We start from the raw sequence: 18,183 nt of genomic DNA on the forward strand, positions 1-18,183 counted from the left end.
CTTTTGGTTTAGGATCACTACATGCTGGATCTGGGAAGGCTTCGGGCCCTGCACGCGGTCGCCCGCCACGGCTCGGTCGGTGCCGCCGCCACCGCGCTGGGGTTCACGCCGTCCGCGGTGTCCCAGCAGATCGCCAAACTGGAACGCGAAACCCGTACCACGCTGCTGGAACGCCGAGGCCGCGGCGTCGCGCTGACCGACGCCGCGTTCCTGCTGGCGAGCACCGCCGACGAGGTGCTGAGGCTGGTCGAACAGGCCGAGGTGACCCTGGAGGAGCAGCGCGGCGCGGCGGTGGGACAACTCCGCGTCGGCGCGTTCGCCACCGCCGCCCGGGGTGTGCTGCCCGCGGCCCTGGTCGCGCTGGCCCGCGACCACCCGGCGCTGGACCTGCGGCTGGTGGAGATGGACCCGCCGCAGGGGTTGGAGGCCGTCGCCCGGGGTGAGCTGGACATGGCCGTCACCCACGACTGGGTCAACGCCCCGCTGCCCGTCCCGGACGGGGTGTCGCGGGCGCGGTTGGGCGAGGACTTCGCGGACGTGCTGCTGCCCGCCGGGCACCCGCTGGCGGACCGGGACGTGCTGGTGCCGGAGGACCTGGCGGGCGAGCGGTGGATCTGCCAGCCGGAGGGCACGATCTGCCACGACTGGCTGATGAACACGTTCCGGGGTGCCGGCATGGAACCCGACCTGGCCTACCGGATCGCGGAGTACGAGACGCAGCTCGCGCTGCTGGCCAACGGGGTCGGTGTCGCGCTGCTGCCCCGGCTCGGGCGCGGGGCGCTGCCGGACACCGTGCGGGCGGTCGGGTTCACCCCGACGCCGACCCGGCGGGTGTTCGCCGTGTGGCGCACGCAGGCCACTCGCCGGCCTGCCGTCGCGGCCACCCTGACGGCGCTGCGGGGCTGCTGGGACGACCGCCTGACCGCCTGACCGCCTGACCCGCCTGACCGCCTGACCCGCCTGACCGCCTGAGCGACGATGGGGCAAGTCGGTGTTGCGACATCGGCGGGTACGACGATGTCCGTGTCGGAGGTGCCCGACCACGTGCCTCCGTGAGGCCACCACCCCAGGGGACCTCCCACGGAACATCCGCCGCCGTGGGAGGTTCCCGCCCTCACCGGGGCCGGGTGACCACCCGCACGCGCCCCGGGTGGTCGGTCGGATCGCGGACGTGCCGCCCCGGTCAGTCCGAGTGCCGCTCCAGCAGCTCCTCCAGGAACCCGCCCGCCTCGGCCGCCGCCCGCGCCGGGTCGCGTTCGCGGACCGCGTCCAGCAGGCCGCCGTGGGAGACCTGTTCGTCCTCGTGGTCGGTCTCCACGGTCGCCGTGATGCTGGCCCGGACCGCTTCGGTCAGGCCCTGGTACAGCTCGGCGAGCAGGGTGTTGTGCGAGCACTGCACGAGCAGCACGTGGAACGCGGCATCGCGCTCCACCAGTCGTTCCCAGTCCTTCGCGGCGAGCGCGGCGTCCCGTTCGGAGAGCAGCGCCTCCAGCCGGCGCAGCTCCTCGTCGGTGCGCTGGACGGCGGCCAGCCGGGCGCCTTCGACCTCAAGCGTGCGGCGCACCTGGAGGACGTCGCGCAGCTCGCTGCCGCACAGCCGGCGGACGGCGCCGGACAGCTCGCTGGTGGCGCGCACGAACGTGCCGTCGCCCTGGCGGACCTCCAGCAGTCCGGCGTGGGACAGCGCACGCACCGCCTCCCGCACGGTGTTGCGACCCACGCCGAGCGCGGTGACGAGTTCCGGTTCCGGCGGGATGCGCTGGCCGACCGGCCATTCGCCGCCGGCGATCGCGTCCCTCATCTGGTCGATCACCTGGTCGACGAGTCCGGCCCGTCGGGTAGTGGCCAACGGCACAGCGTCGTCCTTTCATCCGAACATCCCATGTCTGTAATAGTAGGCCGGTGACGATCCAGCAGACCCAGCCAGACCGGACACCGTCGAAGGTTCACATTGCCACTGATCCCGGTGCCAATGCGACGATCGCGGCCCATCCTTCTGGTAGTCCCGCTGGTCCGGTGGTCCGGAACCGCCAAGTTGCCCTGGTCGGCAGCACCCTGTTGGCGATCGGCGTAGCGCTGGCCGCCGCCAACCTCCGTCCGGCCGTCACCAGCCTGGCATCCGTGCTCGGCGACGTGCGCGGCTCCCTCGGGGTTTCCACGGCGTGGACTTCACTGTTGACGGCCATTCCGACCCTGTGCTTCGGCTTCGCCGCCTTCCTCGCCCCTTGGCTGGGCCGCCGCCTGGGCATGGCCCGCGCGGTCGCGCTGTCACTGCTCGTGCTGACCGTCGGCCTGGTGCTGCGGATCGTCGACGGACCCGCGGTGGTGCTCGGCGGAACGTTCATCGCCTGCGCCGGCATCGCCGTGTGCAACGTGCTGATCCCCGTCGTGGTCAAGGACTCCTTCCCCGGTCGGGTCGGACTGGTCACCGGCGTCTACACGGCGGCGCTGGCCGCCGGTGCCGCGCTGGGTGCCGCGTTCACCCCCGGTCTGGAGTCGCTGCTCGGCTCCTGGCGCCTGGCCGTGGGGGCCTGGGCCTTCCTGTCGCTGGCGGCGCTGCTCGTGTGGCTGGCAGGCGCGCGGCACGGGGAAGTCGTCCGCTCGGCGGGCCCTCGCGCGGTCACGCCCAAGCGATCCCTGGTCCGCAACCCGCTCGCGTGGGTGATCACGGTGTTCTTCGGGCTCCAGTCGCTGCTCGCCTACACGGTGATGGGCTGGCTGCCGCAGATCCTCGGCGACGCCGGGGTGGACCGGACCACCGCGGGCCTGCTGCTGGCGATCACGATGGTGCTCGGCGTCCCGGTCAGCCTCATCGTCCCGCCACTGGCGGCCCGCCGTTCGAGCCAGTCCGGGATGGTGCTGGGCCTGGGCCTGCTGTCGGTGGCCGGCGTGCTGGGCCTCGCCCTGGCGCCGTCCCTCGCGCCCGGCCTGTGGGTCGTGCTGGTCGGACTCGGCATGGGCATGTTCCCGCTCGCGCTGGTCATGATCTCACTCCGGACTTCATCCACTTCTGACACCGCCCGGCTCTCGGCCATGGCGCAGAGCATCGGCTACCTGATCTCGGCCTCCGGCCCTTTCGCCTTCGGGGTTTTGCGCGGCGTCACCGGCACCTGGACCGTCTCCATGCTCGTCCTGGTCGCCCTCCTCGTCCTGCTCACCGCCCTCGGCTGGATCGCCGGCCGCCCCCGCACGGTCTGACCCCAGCTCACCCGCCTTTCCCGCCCCACCCAGACGCCCGTGCACGCGCCGCACAGACCTGTCGCCTCGTGTTCTCCCCGTATGGCCTGCCCGCAGGGCTACCGCGCTTGTCCAGGGAGGTCAAGCACGCTTTCCGCTTGACCTCCCTGGACAAGGGTGGTGGTCTTTGACAGGCCATACGGGGAGAACACGACGCCCTTCCGTTTTTCCTCCCCGGAGGTCTGCCCAGCGGCGAGCGTCGCTCTTATTGCTAAGATCCGTACAGGGCCAAGTCTGAAAAGAGTCCTCGCCGGACGGGCAGGCCGCCAAGGATCCCCCGAAAAGCCAAAGCATAAAAGATGCGAGCAGTGCTGTGTGTCATCCCCGCATGTCCTGGTCAAAGACAACCACCGTTGTCCGGGGAATGCAAGCGAAAAGCGTGCTTGCATTCCCCGGACAACGGTGGTTCGCTGCGCGCAGGCCATACGGGGATGACACACAGCCCGACCGGAGGTGCGTGCTGGCGCACGGCTGGTGCCGGTGGGCTGGTGCGGGTGGTGGGGGGTGGCCAGGTCAGTCGAGGGGGAGGTTGAGCAGTGCGTTCTCGATGACCTCGGGCATGGCCGGGTGGATCCAGTACTGGCCCTTGGCCATGGTCTTCGCGTCCAATCCGAAGCTCATCGCCTGGATGATCGGTTGGATCACGCTGGATGCCTGTGGGCCGATGATGTGCGCGCCGAGGATCCGACCGGTGGAGGGATCCGCCAATACCTTGGCGAAACCGGTGGTGTCCTCCATCGCCCAGCCGTAGGCGATGGACGCATAAGCCTGAGAAGCCGCGACGTACCGCACGCCCTGTTCGACGGCCTGTTCCTCGGTCAAGCCGACCGAAGCCACCTGCGGAGCGGAGAAGACCGCAGCGGGCACGTATCGGTGGTCGGAGGCGATGGGCGAATCAGGGTTCAGGAGGTTGTGCTGCACGACGCGTGCCTCGTGGTTGGCGACGTGCTTGAGCTGGTATTCCGAGCTGATGTCACCGAGCGCGTAAATGCCCTCCACGGACGTCCGCTGGTACTCGTCCACCACCACCCGGCCGTCCGGGTGCAGCTCCACGCCGGTCGTGGACAGGTCCAACAGGTCGGCGTTCGGGGTCCGGCCTACGGCGACCAGGAGTTCGTCGGACGTGACGACCTCCGCGCCGTCCGGACCCTCCAGGTGCAGCCGCACCTCGCCGTTCACGCGTTCGGCGCGTACGGCCTTCCGGCGCAGCCGCACGTCCCACTTCTCCGACGCCACGGACGTGAACCGGGACGCGACCTCGTGGTCCTCGTGCCGCAGCAGCACGTCCGAACGGGCGATCACGGTCACGGCCACGCCGAAGGACGAGAAGACGTGCGCGAACTCGGCCGCCACGAAGCCGCTGCCGAGGATGGTGAGGCGTTCGGGCAGTTCGTCCAGGCGCATGATCGTGTCGGACGTGTGGTAGCCGACCGTCGCCAGGTCCGCCACGTCGGGGACGACCGGGCGGGAGCCCGCGGCCAGCACGAAGCGGTCGGCGGTGATGGTCTCGCCGGTTCCGGTGTCCAAGGTCTTCGGGCCCACGAACTTCGCCGTGCCCTCGTAGACGGTGACGTTCGCGTTCTCCTCCGCGCGCCAGCGCCTGCCGCCTTCGGAGATCGGGTCGATGCGGCCGAAGATGCGGTCCCGCACATCCGTCCAGCGGACGCCGTCGAGCGTCGCGTCGACACCGAGGCGCGCGCCGGAAGCGGGGGCGGCGGCGACGTCCGCGGTGTGCACGAACATCTTCGTGGGGATGCACCCGACGTTCAGGCACGTGCCGCCGAAGACGCCCTTCTCGACGATCGCGATGTTCCAGTCGGCGAATCGCTCGTCGGCGATCGAGTTGCCGGAACCGGTGCCGATGATGACCAGGTCGAAGTGCCTCACGTCGTGCTGCAACCCACGACGTGAGGCGCTCATTCCCGGACGGCCCGCCCGGCCCCGCCGGTCAGGCGGCGTAGGTCGGGGTCACGATGGCGCGTGCCAGCGTGTGGAACGCCAGGTTGAAGCTGACCACGGCCGGGGACACGTCGGGCGTCACGTCGAGCTTCTCCACGTCCACGGCGTGCACCACGAAGTAGTACCGGTGGGCGGAATCACCCTCGGGCGGTGCCGCGCCGCCGTACGACCGGGTGCCGTAGTCGTTGCGCACGTGGAACGCGTCGCCGGGCAGGGTGTCGTCGCCCGCGCCCGCGCCGGTGTCCAGCGACGTCACCGACACCGGGATGTTCACCGCGACCCAGTGCCAGAAGCCGCAGGGGGTGGGGGCGTCCGGGTCGAAGCAGGTGACCACGAAGCTCTTCGTGCCGGCCGGGAACCCGGACCAGCTCAGTTGCGGCGACAGGTCGCCCGCCGCGTTCACGTGGGCGTCCGGCAGCGTCTCGCCGTCGCGCACGTCGGTCGACGTCACCTCGAACGACGGCACTGCCGGCAGCAGCGAGTAGGGGTCGGGAGCGGCGGGGCGCTCAAGGCTCATCGAAGTCCTCCACGAGTGGATCAGGCACGACCGGATGTGACCCTATCGTCGGGTGAACTGTGTTGCAGATTCATCACCGGACAACCCTGATCGCCCCCGGTACGTCTCAAAATAGGCGGACGGCCCCCGAATCCTGGGGGCGCGGCTTCAGGGGGGATCCACGCAATGCGAAGAATCGGTGTGGCGGTCGCGGCTGCCCTGGCCATCGTCACCGCGGCGTGCGCGCCCGAGCCGGTGGGGCAGCCCTCGGGCGCGACGGCCACCACCACGACCACCGCGGTGACCACCACCACGCCGCCCACGGCGGTGCCCGGCCCCGGTGGCACGACGGTGCCGGTGTTCCAGCACCCGTACCGGTACGGCACGGCGCAGGCGAAGGCCCCGGCCGGCCCGGACGGGCTGCTGCCGGTGGTGCGGCGGATCGAGACGGACAAGCCGTACGTGTTCATCACCATCGACGACGGCGCGGTCCGGCACCCGGCGGCGCTGGAGCTGATGCGCTCCTCGAACGTGCGGCCGTCGCTGTTCCTCAACACCAAGCACGTCCAGGACGACCCGGCCTACTTCAAGGCGCTCCAGGACCGGGCCGACGTGCAGGTGCACGCCCACACCGCCAACCACCCGAACCTCCAGGGCAAGTCCTACGACTTCCAGCGCCAGGAGATCTGCGGCAACGCCGACTACCTGGAGCAGCAGATGGGCGCGCGGCCGAAGCTGTTCCGCCCGCCGTTCGGCAACTACGACGCCACCACCCGCCGCGCGGCCACCGACTGCGGGTTCTCCGCGCTGGTGATGTGGACCGCGGCGGTCAACGACGGCGTGGTGCAGTTCCAGGCGGGCGGCAAGCTGAACCGGGGCGACGTGGTGCTCATGCACTTCCGCCACACGTTCGTGGAGGACTTCCTGGCGTTCCTCGAACGCTGCAAGCAGGACGGCCTGACCCCGGTGCCGCTGGAGGACCACCTGTCGGTCACCCAGCCTTAGGCCCTTGCGGGGGCGTGAAGTCCCGGTGAACGTCCGACCACGGGCGCAACGACCACCGCGGGTGCGACCGAGAATTCGGTGTGCAGATGCTGCGGTCCGCGCTGGACTTCCTCGGTGGTCCCGGCCCGGTGGCGCTCGCGATCGCGTTGCTGTTCGCGACCCCGGTCATCGACCGGCTCTTCGTGCGCCGCAAGAGGGTGGGGTTCCGCGTCCTCTACAACTCCAAGATCGGCCTCGGCCCCGAGCAGTTGCACGACGGCACCGAGTCGCACGCCCCGCAGCTGCGCGAGCTGGTGCGGGTGCTGGACCGGATGAGCATCGTCGTCATCCGGGTGCGCAACAACGGCACCTACGACATCGGCCCGGACGACTTCGACAAGCCGCTGACGTTCACCTTCGGCGACCGGGTGGTGTGGAACGCCAGGGTGTCCGAGGCCGGTTCGGAGGAGTTGCGCGAGGAGGTGCGGCGCAGCCTCCAGTTCTTCGGCGAGGAGGCCAACCAGGTCCGGGTGTCGCTGCCGACCGTGCGGGAACGCATGGCGCTGAGCATGACCCGGCTGTTCCGGACCGGCGCGGACCGACCGCGGGCGGCGGCCGAACCGCTGTGGCACGGCGTGCGCCTGGACGGGCTCACCCTGCGCCGCAAGCAGAAGTTCAAGCTGCTGGTGGTGCTGCGCGAACCGGAGGGCAACCGGCACGGCGAACTGGGCAAAGAGGTCAAGATCACCGGCCACCTCGGCGGCGCGGGCGTGCTGCACGACGAGAAGCAGGAGCGGTTCCTCACCCTGCCCCGGCTGACCGGCGGCCTGGCGGCCCTGCTCGCGGGGGTGCTGGTGCTGACCCTGGCGTGGGCGCCGGAGGCGACCGACCCGACGGTGGCCTGCGGCGCGGGCACGCTGCGGGTCGAGGGGTCGAGCGTGTTCATGCCCACCATGGACCGGATCGCCGAGCAGTACGTCAAGGCGTGCCCGCAGGCCCGCGTCGAGACCGAGCCGAACGGCAGCATCGCGGGTGTGCGCTCGGTGGTGACGGCCGATCCGGGCCGGGCGCTGGTGGCGCTGTCGGACGGCAAGCAGGAGATCGGCGGGGTGGTGGCGCAGCAGGCGGCGATCGTGGTCTACCACGTGGTCGTGCACAGCTCGGTCGGCCTGGACACGCTGACCGTCGAGCAGCTCCGCGGCGTCTACTCGGGCCGGTACACGGACTGGAGCGAGCTGCGCGGCGGCGACCCGCTGCCGATCCGGATCGTCGGCCGGGGCAGCGAGTCGGGCACCCGCGAGCTGTTCGAACGCCGGGTCCTGGCGACCACGGAAGGCGCGTTGTCCTCCAACGACTGCCGCAACAAGGACCGCGACCCGCAGGCCCGGGTGATCCGCTGCGAGCGGGACAAGAACAGCGACGTGGTGCGGGAGATCGGCGCGGTGGACGGGGCGATCGGCTACGCGGACGCGCCTTCGGTCGCGGAGGCCCGCAAGACCGACCGGCTGACCGCGTTGTCGTTGGACGGCAAGGTCTTCGACGCGGCCGTGGGCGTGGAGGCGGGCTACCCGTTCTGGACGGTGGAGTACCTCTACACCAAGGCGCAGCCGGCCGAGGACTCGTTGCAGGCCAGGTTCATCCGGTACGTGCGGGAGCACGACGGCTCCCGCGTCCGGATGAAGGACGCCGGCTACCTGCCCTGCCGGACCCCGGAAGGCGTGCTGCTGGACCTGTGCAACCTGCGTTGAGGCGAGATGTCCGCGTCCTCCGGACACGGAACCGGGCCGCTCCCGCGAGTGGGAACGGCCCGGTTCCGGCGGATCACGCCGCCACCGTCACCGCCGACGACTCCAGTGCCAGGTCCAGGACCTCGCGCACGTCGGCGACCAGGTGCACGGTCAGCGCCTCGCGCACCGACTCCGGCACGTCGTCCAGGTCGGGCTCGTTGCGCTGCGGCAGCAGCACCGTGGTGATGCCCGCCCGGTGCGCGGCGAGCAGCTTCTGCTTCACGCCGCCGATCGGCAGCACGCGCCCGGTCAGCGACACCTCGCCGGTCATCGCCACGTCGGCCCGCACGGGGCGGCCCGACAGCAGCGACGCGAGGGCGGTGGTCATCGTGACGCCCGCCGAGGGACCGTCCTTCGGCACCGCGCCCGCCGGCACGTGGATGTGCACGCCGCGTTCCGCCAGCGCCTCCGCCCGGCTGTCGTTGGACCGCAGGTAGGACAGCGCGATCTGGGCCGACTCCTTCATCACCTCGCCCAGCTGCCCGGTCAGCGTGACCCCGGCCGACCCGGTGCCCCGCGACGCCAGCGACGCCTCCACGAACAGCACGTCACCGCCCGCGCCCGTGACGGCCAGACCGGTCGCCACCCCCGGCACGGCGGTCCGCTCGGCCGATTCCGGGGTGAACTTCGGCGACCCCAGGTAGCCGCGCAGGTCGGGCACGTCCACCGTCACCGGCAGCGCGACCTCGTCCAGCGCCACCCGCGCGGTGACCTTGCGCAGCACCCGGGCCAGCGACCGCTCCAGCTGCCGCACACCGGCTTCCCGGGTGTACTCGGCGGCGAGCTTGCGCAGCGAGCCCTCGGTCACCGCCACGTCCTGCGCGGTCAACCCGGCCCGCTCGACCTGGCGGGGGAGCAGGTGGTCGCGGGCGATGGTCACCTTCTCGTCCTCGGTGTACCCGTCCAGCCGGACCAGTTCCATCCGGTCCAGCAGCGGACCGGGGATGGACTCCAGCACGTTCGCCGTGGCCAGGAACACCACGTCGGACAGGTCCAGCTCCACCTCCAGGTAGTGGTCCCGGAAGGTGTGGTTCTGCGCCGGGTCCAGCACCTCCAGCAGCGCCGCCGTCGGGTCGCCCCGGTAGTCCGCGCCGACCTTGTCGATCTCGTCCAGCAGCACCACGGGGTTCATCGAGCCGGCCTCGGAGATGGCCCGCACGATCCGCCCCGGCAGCGCGCCGACGTAGGTGCGGCGGTGTCCCCGGATCTCGGCCTCGTCCCGCACACCGCCCAGCGCGACCCGGACGAACTCGCGCCCCATGGCCCGCGCGACCGACTCGCCCAGCGACGTCTTGCCGACACCGGGCGGCCCGGCCAGCGCCAGCACCGCGCCGCTGCGCCGGCCGCCGACGACGCCCATGCCCCGGTCGGCCCGACGCCGGCGCACCGCCAGGTACTCGGTGATGCGCTCCTTCACGTCGTCCAGCCCGGCGTGGTCGGCGTCCAGCACGGCCCGCGCGCCCGCGATGTCGTAGGAGTCCTCGGTCCGCTCGTTCCACGGCAGTTCCAGCACGGTGTCCAGCCAGGTGCGGATCCACCCGGTCTCCGGCGACTGGTCGGAGGTCCGCTCCAGCTTGTCGACCTCGGCCAGCGCGGCCTTGCGCACGTGCTCCGGGAGCTCCGCCCCCTCCACCCGCGACCGGTAGTCCTGCTCCTCGGTGGCGGGCTTGCCGTCCAGCTCGGCCAGCTCCTTGCGGATGGCGGCGAGCTGTTGGCGCAGCAGGAACTCCCGCTGCTGCCGTTCCACGCCTTCCTTCACGTCCTTGCGGATGGTCTCGGCCACGTCCAGCTCGGTGAGGTGCTCCCGGCCCCACTCCAGCAGCTTCTCCAGCCGTTCGGCGACGTCGCCGGTCTCCAGCAGCCAGACCTTCTGCCCGGCGTCCAGGTACGAGGCGTACCCGGCGAGGTCGGCCAGCGCGGACGGCTCGTCCACCTGCTGCACCGAGTCGACCACCTGCCAGGCCCCGCGCTGCTGGAGGATCGTGGTGACCAGCCCCCGGTACTCCCGGGCCAGCTCGCGGGTGCGTTCGTCGACCGGCGACTCGTCGACCACCGTCGCCTCGACCCACAGCGCCGCACCGGGCCCGGTCGTGCCGGTCCCGATCCGCACCCGTTCCGTGCCGCGGACCACAGCGGCCCGTTCACCCCCGGATAGTCGACCGACCTGCTCGATCACGGCCAGCGTGCCGACCTTCGCGTACTTGCCGTCCAGCCGCGGCACCAGCACCACGCGTGCTTCGCCACCGCCGGCGGAGGCGGCTTCGACGGCGGCGCGCGCCTCGGCCGTGGCGTCCGAGCCGGTGAGCCGGATCGGCACGACCATGCCCGGGAGCACGACCACGTCGTCCAGCGGCAGTACCGGCAGCGCCAACGTCTCACCCATGTCGATCCTCCAAAGTTGAGTCTGTACGGCTCAACCAAGGTGAGCGGTGGATTGTTTCCGTCGGGCGTTCGCTCTGAGCGAGCACCGGTGCGGCCCGGTTCTGCGTTGACCGGTGCGCAGGTCCGCAGGCAGGCAGTGGCGTCAGGCTTGTCCGGGCGTCTTGGCGGCTGCGGCCAACGGGCGTGTGCGCCACAGCACCCCGTGCGCGGGGTCACCGGTGGGGCTTGGCTCGATCCTCTCCACGGTGAAACCCTCACGCTCGTAGAACGTTCCCGCGCGTTCGTTGGCCGCGAAGTGTTCGATGTACAGCCGGTCGGCGTCGGCGGGTAGCTGCCCGGTGAGGGCGTCGAGCAGTCGCGGGCCCAGCCGGCGGCCGCGATGCCGAGGGTGGACGTAGAGCTTGTAGACCACGTGGTCGGAGCTTCGCCGGCCTCGCTGCCCGACGCCGACGAGGTGCCCGTCGGCCTCGGCGACGACCACCAGACCACCGGTCACGGCTGCGTCGACGTGCGTCTCGTTCCACCACAGGCGGACCTGCTCGTCTGCCGCGGCAGCGCCGATCAGCGGGGCGTAGTGCGGTCGGATGTGCGTCTCGCCGAACCGGCAGATCGCCATCACGTCGTCGCGCCCGGCAGTCCGCACGACAGGTTCGGCACTCGACGCCATCGCATCCTCCCGCAACGAAAGCACGATCTCGTTCCGGCCAGGTTACGACGCCTGGGACAGAGGCTCCGTCCACAGACCGAGCTGCTCGCATCCGGCACGACGGCTGGAGCCGGCTCTGGCGGGATCACGAGAGGAGGGCATCATGTGCGCCTCGACAACGACACGACGCTCTGGAGAACGGACAGGCACGCTATCCGATCCCCCGACGGGAATCAGCGGCGAAGATCGGCGTCCATCATGCGGATCAGCTCGCCGACCCGTCCGCCGCCGGCCGGAGCCGCCGGGAAGCGCTTGAGCACGGCGACGACGGTTGGTGTCGCACGGTGCACCGCTTGCCGGATGTGTTCGGACCCAACGGTCCTATCGTCGCCGGCGACCAGTTCGGCCGCCCTGGCCGCGAAAGCGCCGGCGCCGAGGATGTGCTTGACCTGGGTGGCCTTGGCCAACGGGTGCAAGTAGGCGGCGCTTGCCGCGGTCATCGCTGCCCGCGCCGCCTCGCGCGCGGCCTCGGTGTCCGCGCCCTTGGCTGCCTTGAGCGCCGCCCAGGCCGCGTCGCGCAGGGACTTCCCACGCTCGCCACCCCGAGCGAAATCCCACGCGACACCGATCGCGTCCCGAGGCCGCGAGTCGTCCGGCTGATCGGCCTCGAAGACTCCGAGTACCGCCTCCGCGCACTCTGCGGCGAACGCGGTGACCGCGCGAAGATCCTCCTTGCTCAGAATGACCTCGCTCGCTTCCGTTGCCATCCGCACCTACCCAGCGGCTCGTTGTTCCCGCAGCAGCTCACTGCGGCTTCTGCCGATCCCCGAACACGACATCCGATGCCGCGAGCAAGCGCAGTGTTCCTCCCGGATGGACGCTCCTGCTGAGGATGCGGTTGTGCCGGTCGATGATCTGCTCGGCGGTCAGTCCGGCATCGGGGTCGCCGTCGGCGGCCGGCGCGTGCCCATCGCTGACCAGCACGACGTCCAGCCCGTGGCTCAACGCGGACCGCGCGGTCGCGTCGACGCAGTAGTCGGTGGCGAGGCCGGTCAGCACGACGGTGTCCACGCCCCACTCGGCCAGCAACGTCGCGAGGTCCGTGCGGTAGAACGCGTCGGTCGCCGTCTTGCGGATCACGACGTCGGTCGGGTCGAGGCCGAGGCGCGGACTGAGTCGCGCGCCGGGGGACTCGGGATCGAAAGCCGTTCCGCTGGGCCCGATCTGCTGCAACGCGACCACGGGCGTGCCGTTCCGCCGGGCTGTGCGCGCCAGCGACGAAATCCGGTCGGCCAGCTCCTCGCCGCGCCGGACGAGCGGGATCAGCATCTCCTGCATGTCGACGATCACCAGCGCGGCCTTCATATCCGCACAGCCTATCCGCGGTCACCGGCCTGCGAAGGGCTTCGCGCACCGCCAAGCCACGGCACCACAACGGATCGAGTTCCGATCACTTGATTACTGTGTCGAGCCATGAGTGCCGACTGGTTGGCGGACGCCCGAAGCTCCTATGACACGGTCGCCGCCAGCTACACCGACCAGTTGCGCGACGCGCTCGCCGACCGGCCCTACATGCTGTCGGCACTGGCGTTGTTCGCCGACTTCGTACGCGCCGACGGCGGCGGACCGGTCGCGGACGTGGGCTGTGGACCGGGGTACGTCACCGCGCATCTGCGTGAACTGGGCCTCGACGCCTTCGGCATCGACCTCTCGCCCGCGATGGTCGACGCAGCCCGGCGTGAGCACCCCGGCGTGCGGTTCGAGGTCGGCTCCATGACGGACTTGGACCTCGCCGACGCCTCCCTCGCCGGTCTGCTCGCCTGGTGGTCGTTGATCCACATTCCCGACGACGCGGTTCCCTCGGTGTTCGCGCACTTCCGGCGGGTGCTGAGGCCAGGTGGCCGGCTGATCCTCGGCTTCCACGTCGGCGACGAGTCCCGGCTGAAGACGCAGGGCTACGGCGGCCACCCGATGAACGTGTACGTCCACCTCCGCCCGCCTTCACGGGTCTCGGGCTGGCTGCGCGACGCCGGGTTCACGGTCGAGGCCGAGACGCTCCTCGATCCGGGCGAGAGGTTGCCAGGGGCGTTCGTCTTCGCACGCCGCAAGGACTAGCGCCGCGTCGACCACCTCCGTCAGGCGTCGGTCCGCGTCGCGATGACCACGTCGGCGTCGTAGTGCACCGTGAAGCTGCCTCCCACCGCGTCGATGGCAGCCCCGACGCCCGCGAGCACCTCCGCCAGCTCGGCCGGCGGGAACTGGCTGTGGTCACCGGCGGTGGGAACCAGGTCCAGCCACTCGTCGCGGGTGTAGGTCCGCTGCCAGTCGAACCGCCACTGCTCCGGGTCGCCGAACGCGCCGGTCTCCCGCATCCCGTCGGCCGCCTTGGCGCACAGCACCGCGTACCCGCCCGAGCTGCCCGCCGTCCACCAGCGGGAAGACGGCGAATCGGGCAGCACCCGGCGGTAGACCGCGCCGAAGGCCGCCGCGAGTCCGGGCTGCGGTCGGCCCACGTTCCAGAACACGGCCAGCCGGCCACCGGGCCGCAGCGCCTCGGCGGCCTTGGCCGCTCCGGCGACCGGGTCCACCCAGTGCCACGCCTGCCCGGAGACGACCGCGTCGAACGTCCGGCCGGCGGGATCCCAGGCTTCGAACGCCGCCACCTCGACGTCCAGCCCTTGCTGCCGTGCCCACCCGGCCATCCGCGCGTCCACCTCGACCCCGAGCACCCGGCAGCCGGCCGCCTGGAATTGCCGGGCCGCGATGCCGGTACCCATCCCGACGTCGAGGACCTCGGGACCGGGACTGGCGGCGACGATCGCGTTCACCAGGGCGTCGGGGTAGCGGGGTCGGACGCGGTCGTAGCGCCCGGGATCGGCGCCGAACGACTCGGCCGCCCGTCGGGCTCGATGAGGCTCGGGTTCGGGCCGGGGCGTGTGCCCCGGTGCTGGAGTGGGCATGTGCCCACTATGAGTGGGCATGTGCCCACTCGTCAACCGGGTACGGTCGGACGAGGGATGCGGGAGGAGGCACAGTGCCGACCGGGGTGGCCATCCGCGCCGTGCGCGTGCAGCTGTTCGACGCCGCCGACCGCGTCCTGCTCCGGGCCGGGCCGAGCGCGCTGACCAGCCGCGCGGTCACCACCGAGGCGGGTTGCGCCAAAGGCGTCCTGCACCGGCACTTCGAGGACTTCGACGCCTTCCTCGCCGAGTTCGTGCTGGACCGCGTCGACCGGATGGACAGCCAGGCCGCCGCCCTGCGCGAGGCCGCCGGGACCGGCACCGTCACCGACAACCTCGCCGACGCGCTGACGGCCCTGTTCGGATCGGTGGCCGTGGCGATCGTGGCCCTGGTGACCTTCCGGGACGAGCTGCGCGCCCGGCTGCGCCGAACCTGGCCGGCCGGCGTCCCCGTCCTCACCGAAGCCGTGACGATGATCGCCTCCTACCTCGTCGCGGAGCGCGAGCTGGGCCGCATCTCGCCCGATGCCGAGGTCGACGCGCTCGCCCCCACGCTGATCGGGGCCGCGCACCTGTTGTTCGCCGACCGGCGGGGCGCCCCGCCGACCACCGAAGCCGTGCACAAGGTCGTGACCACGGTCGTCGGCGGCGTCGTGCGGGAACCGCGGCCCTGAGAGCGTTCGGCGGTTCTCGCAGGCGTGGGGCGAGCGCGGGGACGACCGGCGCGCCCTCGACCACGCCACCCGGTCCCTGCGCCTCACTCGGCCGCCTGCCCGACCACCCGTGCCGTAGCGCCCGTTCAGGGGTTGTGCCCGGTCCGGCGCCCCGGAACGATCATGTCGCCGCACCGGGTCCGTCGAGGGGATGTCGCATGGAAGAAGCCGGCTGGGTGCCGTCCTCGGTGGACCTGGACCGCCCGAGCGCCGCCCGGATGTACGACTACTACCTCGGCGGCTCCCACAACTTCGCGGTGGACCGCGAGGCGGCCAAGGCGGTGGAGCGGATCTACCCCGGCATGTCCGGCGCGGCCCGCGCCAACCGCTCCTTCCTCCGCCGCGCCGTCCGCTACCTGCTGGCACAGGGCATCGACCAGTTCCTGGACCTCGGCTCGGGCATCCCCACGGTCGGCAACGTCCACGAGATCGCCCAGCAGACCAACCCGCGGGCGCGGGTCGTCTACGCGGACGTGGAACCGGTCGCCGTGGCGCACAGCAGCGCGCTGCTGGCCGACAACCCGCTGGCCACCGTCATCCAGGCGGACCTGCGCGCCACGGACACCGTGCTGAACAGCGACGAGGTTCGCGCGACGCTCGACTTCACCCGGCCGATCGGTCTGCTCATGGTGGGCGTGCTGCACTTCGTGCCGGACAGCGACGACCCGCACCGGGCGGTGGCCCGCTACCGGGAAGCCCTGCCGTCCGGCAGCTACCTGGCCCTCTCGCACGGCAGCCTGGAAGGCGTCCCCGAGGACGGCTTGGACGACACGGAACGGGTCAAGGCCATCTACCGCCGCACCGACAGCCCGTTGGTGCTGCGCCCGCGCGAGGAGATCGCCGCGTTCTTCACCGGCCTGGAGGTGGTGGAACCGGGCGTGGTGCCGCTGCCGGAATGGCACCCGGACTCCGACGACGCCTACATCAGCGCGTACGTGGGCGTCGGCCGCAAGCCCTGACCCGGTTCCAGCCTGACCCGGTTCCAGCCCCGACCCTGGCGGCGAGCCCTGCTCCGGTCCCAGCCCTGACCCGGCCGCGAACCTCGACCTACTCCGGCGGCGACAACCGCAGGTCGGGGTCGACCGGCACCTCGCCGTCGAACGGTCCGGGCACCAGGTTCCCCAGCCCGTCCAACGTGAGCGCGATGTCGGCGGCGTGCGGGTCGGCCCCGGTGGGCGGCGTGTCGAACCACTCGTGCAGGTCGGCCGGGATGGGGTAATCCTCGGCCAGGTCCTTGTAGAGCCGCGCGCGCTGCCGGGCCTGCTCCGCCAACTGCTGGTACTCCCGCATGGCCAACCGCATCCGGATCCACCGGTACCGGTCCGTCCCGGCCCCGTCGTCGGCGGTGAACCGGGTGCGCAGCAGCTCACCGGCGGCTCGGCCCCGCTCCGCGAGCGCCAGGACGGTGTCCGGCCGCATGAACAGGTTCGTGCCGCCCTCACCGTCGCGCAGCCGGACGTGCGCGATCCGTCCCCGGTACCCCGGCAGCGCCGACTGCATGGCGTCCCGCCAGTCGAGCATCGTGTTCAGGATCGCCCCGGCGAACCCCGCGACCCCGCCGATGTCCGTCCACGGCCGTCCATCGGTGGCCGCGTCCTGCTCCGGTAGCCGGACAGGGCGGTCGTCCGCCGGCGGGAACGGCCCCAGCGTCAACCCGAACGTGGGCCACCGGGGGAGCAGCGCGTCGAAGAAGTGGATCGGGAAGTTGCTGGTGATCCCGCCGTCGGAGAACCAGTGCACCCGCACCTCCGACTCGGCGCGGCACAGCGGCACGGCGGCGATCAGACCGGGCAGCGGCATGCTCATCCGCACCGCCAACGCGACCGGCAGGTCCTTCGGCAGCACCGTCAACGCCCGACCCGCGTGCAACGGGCACCGGTGGTCGGACGCCTCCCCGCCGATCGCCCGCACAACCCGCTCCGGCAGCACGTTCCGCAGGCACTCCGCGCAGTAGAGCCAGCGCGAAGCGGGCTCGGTGAACGGCAACCGGTACGGCCGCCCCTCGGACAGGTCCGTGGTCATCAACACCAGGTTCGTGGTCAGGTCCGAGAACCTCAGCCCGGCGACCCCGGACAGCTCGTCCAGCCGATCGGCGATCCAGTCGCTCATCGGCGGCACGCCGGTCGACCGGGGAACCCCGCACCGCCGATCCCAGAACCCGGCCCTGAACGACCCCGTCCCCGGGACGAGTCCGAAGTGGACCTTCCGGGCCATGCGGTCCAGGAACCGCTTGGCCCCGAGCAGGTACGTGATCGCCACCGCACTGACGAGCGCGAAACCCAGCACCACCCACGACGCGACCGCCGTGGCGAGCGAGGCGAGACCGGGCAGGTCCCACGACACCAGCACCAACACGGGAACCAGCGGCGCGGCCGATCCCACCGCCGTTCCGACTCGCCTCGCCCAGGACGCGAACCCGGCCCGCCCGGACTTCCGCCGTGGCCGCACCCGGACCAGGATCCAGGGCACTGCCACCGCCACCACGACGATGACGGCGACCAGCACCCACGACGGCGTCCCGGCCCACCCCACGGCGAGGAACCAGGCCGTCGGTCCGACCAGCCAGAGCAGCAACGCCAACCCGAGCCCGGCCTTGGCCCGGAACCCGATGGCGCCGGACAAGGCCAACACCAGGCAGGTGGTGGCACTGCGGCCCGTGGTGTCCCGCGACTGCATGGAGGCCGCGACGATCCGGAAGAGCTTCCGGGTGTCCGGACCGGGTTGGAACAGCTGGGCCATCCGCCAGCCCGGCGCGGCGAACCACCGGATCACCTCGGCCAGCTTCTCGAACCCGCCGGCCTCCCGGCCCTTCTCGGCGGCAGCGGTGAAGGCGGCGGCGACGGCCCCGGCGGACGACCCGCCCAACGACCGGAACCGGTAGTGCCGGGCCAACTCGACCACGGCCCACGGGTAGACCACCCCGCTGGTGGTGCCACCCCGCATGGTCACGTCGCAGTACCGGTTGAACTCGGCCCGCTCGTCCGCCACGGCAACCTCCCCTGTGCCGCACAATGGTCGC

The 18,183-nt window shown here is 71.6% G+C and carries 16 protein-coding genes; 7 read left to right on the top strand and 9 right to left on the bottom strand.

The features are described 5' to 3' along the window. The first annotated feature begins 21 nt into the window (after positions 1-21). Positions 22-930, top strand: coding sequence for a LysR family transcriptional regulator (locus FHS29_RS10680; protein ID WP_184690416.1), 909 nt, complete (start codon positions 22-24; stop codon positions 928-930). 253 nt (positions 931-1,183) lie between these two features. Here the strand turns inward: FHS29_RS10680 and FHS29_RS10685 are convergent, their stop codons facing one another. Then, a complete protein-coding gene (locus FHS29_RS10685) occupies positions 1,184-1,855 on the bottom strand; it encodes a FadR/GntR family transcriptional regulator (RefSeq protein WP_184690417.1) in 672 nt (223 codons plus the stop codon). A 161-nt stretch (positions 1,856-2,016) separates the two neighbouring features. On the opposite strand from FHS29_RS10685, the gene FHS29_RS10690 reads away from it, so the two are divergent. Then, positions 2,017-3,198, top strand: coding sequence for an MFS transporter (locus tag FHS29_RS10690; RefSeq protein WP_312864859.1), 1,182 nt, complete (start codon positions 2,017-2,019; stop codon positions 3,196-3,198). 552 nt (positions 3,199-3,750) lie between these two features. Here the strand turns inward: FHS29_RS10690 and FHS29_RS10695 are convergent. Then, a complete protein-coding gene (locus FHS29_RS10695) occupies positions 3,751-5,124 on the bottom strand; it encodes a mycothione reductase (RefSeq protein WP_184690845.1) in 1,374 nt (457 codons plus the stop codon). A gap of 61 nt (positions 5,125-5,185) precedes the next feature. Continuing rightward, positions 5,186-5,713: a YbhB/YbcL family Raf kinase inhibitor-like protein gene (locus FHS29_RS10700; protein WP_184690418.1), complete on the bottom strand. Its 528-nt coding sequence runs from the start codon at positions 5,711-5,713 to the stop codon at positions 5,186-5,188. Between the two features lie 165 nt (positions 5,714-5,878). Here FHS29_RS10700 and FHS29_RS10705 point away from each other — a divergent pair, with 165 nt between their 5' ends. Both FHS29_RS10705 and FHS29_RS10710 read left to right on the top strand, forming a co-directional pair. Beyond that, positions 5,879-6,697 (top strand): polysaccharide deacetylase family protein, encoded by an 819-nt coding sequence (locus tag FHS29_RS10705; protein WP_184690419.1) that lies wholly within the window; start codon positions 5,879-5,881, stop codon positions 6,695-6,697. An 86-nt stretch (positions 6,698-6,783) separates the two neighbouring features. Next, positions 6,784-8,424 carry a PstS family phosphate ABC transporter substrate-binding protein gene (locus FHS29_RS10710; protein ID WP_184690846.1) on the top strand — a complete coding sequence of 547 codons (1,641 nt, stop codon included), beginning with the start codon at positions 6,784-6,786 and terminating at the stop codon, positions 8,422-8,424. 73 nt (positions 8,425-8,497) lie between these two features. Here FHS29_RS10710 and lon read toward each other — a convergent pair whose 3' ends face one another. The 4 genes from lon to FHS29_RS10730 all read right to left on the bottom strand — a co-directional run bounded on the left by lon (position 8,498) and on the right by FHS29_RS10730 (position 12,856). Continuing rightward, a complete protein-coding gene (gene lon, locus FHS29_RS10715; RefSeq protein WP_184690420.1) occupies positions 8,498-10,846 on the bottom strand; it encodes an endopeptidase La in 2,349 nt (782 codons plus the stop codon). A 141-nt stretch (positions 10,847-10,987) separates the two neighbouring features. Continuing rightward, positions 10,988-11,512, bottom strand: coding sequence for a GNAT family N-acetyltransferase (locus FHS29_RS10720; protein WP_184690421.1), 525 nt, complete (start codon positions 11,510-11,512; stop codon positions 10,988-10,990). Positions 11,513-11,724: 212 nt separating this feature from the next. Further along, a complete protein-coding gene (locus FHS29_RS10725; RefSeq protein WP_184690422.1) occupies positions 11,725-12,258 on the bottom strand; it encodes a putative immunity protein in 534 nt (177 codons plus the stop codon). A gap of 37 nt (positions 12,259-12,295) precedes the next feature. Further along, positions 12,296-12,856, bottom strand: coding sequence for a cysteine hydrolase family protein (locus tag FHS29_RS10730; protein WP_184690423.1), 561 nt, complete (start codon positions 12,854-12,856; stop codon positions 12,296-12,298). A gap of 108 nt (positions 12,857-12,964) precedes the next feature. On the opposite strand from FHS29_RS10730, the gene FHS29_RS10735 reads away from it, so the two are divergent. Continuing rightward, positions 12,965-13,606, top strand: a complete 642-nt coding sequence (locus FHS29_RS10735) for a class I SAM-dependent DNA methyltransferase (protein ID WP_184690424.1) — start codon at positions 12,965-12,967, stop codon at positions 13,604-13,606. A 20-nt stretch (positions 13,607-13,626) separates the two neighbouring features. Here FHS29_RS10735 and FHS29_RS10740 read toward each other — a convergent pair whose 3' ends face one another. After that, complete coding sequence (locus FHS29_RS10740; protein WP_221455746.1) at positions 13,627-14,451, bottom strand: class I SAM-dependent methyltransferase; 825 nt, start codon at positions 14,449-14,451, stop codon at positions 13,627-13,629. A 74-nt stretch (positions 14,452-14,525) separates the two neighbouring features. Here FHS29_RS10740 and FHS29_RS10745 point away from each other — a divergent pair, with 74 nt between their 5' ends. Both FHS29_RS10745 and FHS29_RS10750 read left to right on the top strand, forming a co-directional pair. After that, positions 14,526-15,125 carry a TetR/AcrR family transcriptional regulator gene (locus FHS29_RS10745; RefSeq protein ID WP_184690426.1) on the top strand — a complete coding sequence of 200 codons (600 nt, stop codon included), beginning with the start codon at positions 14,526-14,528 and terminating at the stop codon, positions 15,123-15,125. Between the two features lie 197 nt (positions 15,126-15,322). After that, on the top strand, positions 15,323-16,123 hold the full coding sequence (locus tag FHS29_RS10750) for an SAM-dependent methyltransferase (protein ID WP_184690427.1): 801 nt from the start codon (positions 15,323-15,325) through the stop codon (positions 16,121-16,123). Between the two features lie 88 nt (positions 16,124-16,211). On the opposite strand, the gene FHS29_RS10755 is transcribed toward FHS29_RS10750, so the two are convergent. Beyond that, positions 16,212-18,152 carry a patatin-like phospholipase family protein gene (locus FHS29_RS10755; protein WP_312864860.1) on the bottom strand — a complete coding sequence of 647 codons (1,941 nt, stop codon included), beginning with the start codon at positions 18,150-18,152 and terminating at the stop codon, positions 16,212-16,214. Between the last annotated feature and the right edge of the window lie 31 nt (positions 18,153-18,183).

Origin of the sequence: Saccharothrix tamanrassetensis (assembly GCF_014203665.1) — a bacterium.
In the GTDB taxonomy this organism is placed as follows: domain Bacteria; phylum Actinomycetota; class Actinomycetes; order Mycobacteriales; family Pseudonocardiaceae; genus Actinosynnema; species Actinosynnema tamanrassetense.

Excerpts from the sequence above, each read along its gene's own strand:
- FHS29_RS10740 (WP_221455746.1), bottom strand. The coding sequence starts at position 14,451 with ATGCCCACTCCAGCACCGGGGCACACGCCCCGGCCCGAACCCGAGCCT.
- FHS29_RS10705 (WP_184690419.1), top strand. The coding sequence starts at position 5,879 with ATGCGAAGAATCGGTGTGGCGGTCGCGGCTGCCCTGGCCATCGTCACC.
- FHS29_RS10710 (WP_184690846.1), top strand. The coding sequence starts at position 6,784 with ATGCTGCGGTCCGCGCTGGACTTCCTCGGTGGTCCCGGCCCGGTGGCG.
- FHS29_RS10700 (WP_184690418.1), bottom strand. The coding sequence starts at position 5,713 with ATGAGCCTTGAGCGCCCCGCCGCTCCCGACCCCTACTCGCTGCTGCCG.
- FHS29_RS10680 (WP_184690416.1), top strand. The coding sequence starts at position 22 with ATGCTGGATCTGGGAAGGCTTCGGGCCCTGCACGCGGTCGCCCGCCAC.
- FHS29_RS10725 (WP_184690422.1), bottom strand. The coding sequence starts at position 12,258 with ATGGCAACGGAAGCGAGCGAGGTCATTCTGAGCAAGGAGGATCTTCGC.
- FHS29_RS10750 (WP_184690427.1), top strand. The coding sequence starts at position 15,323 with ATGGAAGAAGCCGGCTGGGTGCCGTCCTCGGTGGACCTGGACCGCCCG.
- FHS29_RS10730 (WP_184690423.1), bottom strand. The coding sequence starts at position 12,856 with ATGAAGGCCGCGCTGGTGATCGTCGACATGCAGGAGATGCTGATCCCG.
- FHS29_RS10720 (WP_184690421.1), bottom strand. The coding sequence starts at position 11,512 with ATGGCGTCGAGTGCCGAACCTGTCGTGCGGACTGCCGGGCGCGACGAC.
- FHS29_RS10735 (WP_184690424.1), top strand. The coding sequence starts at position 12,965 with ATGAGTGCCGACTGGTTGGCGGACGCCCGAAGCTCCTATGACACGGTC.
- lon (WP_184690420.1), bottom strand. The coding sequence starts at position 10,846 with ATGGGTGAGACGTTGGCGCTGCCGGTACTGCCGCTGGACGACGTGGTC.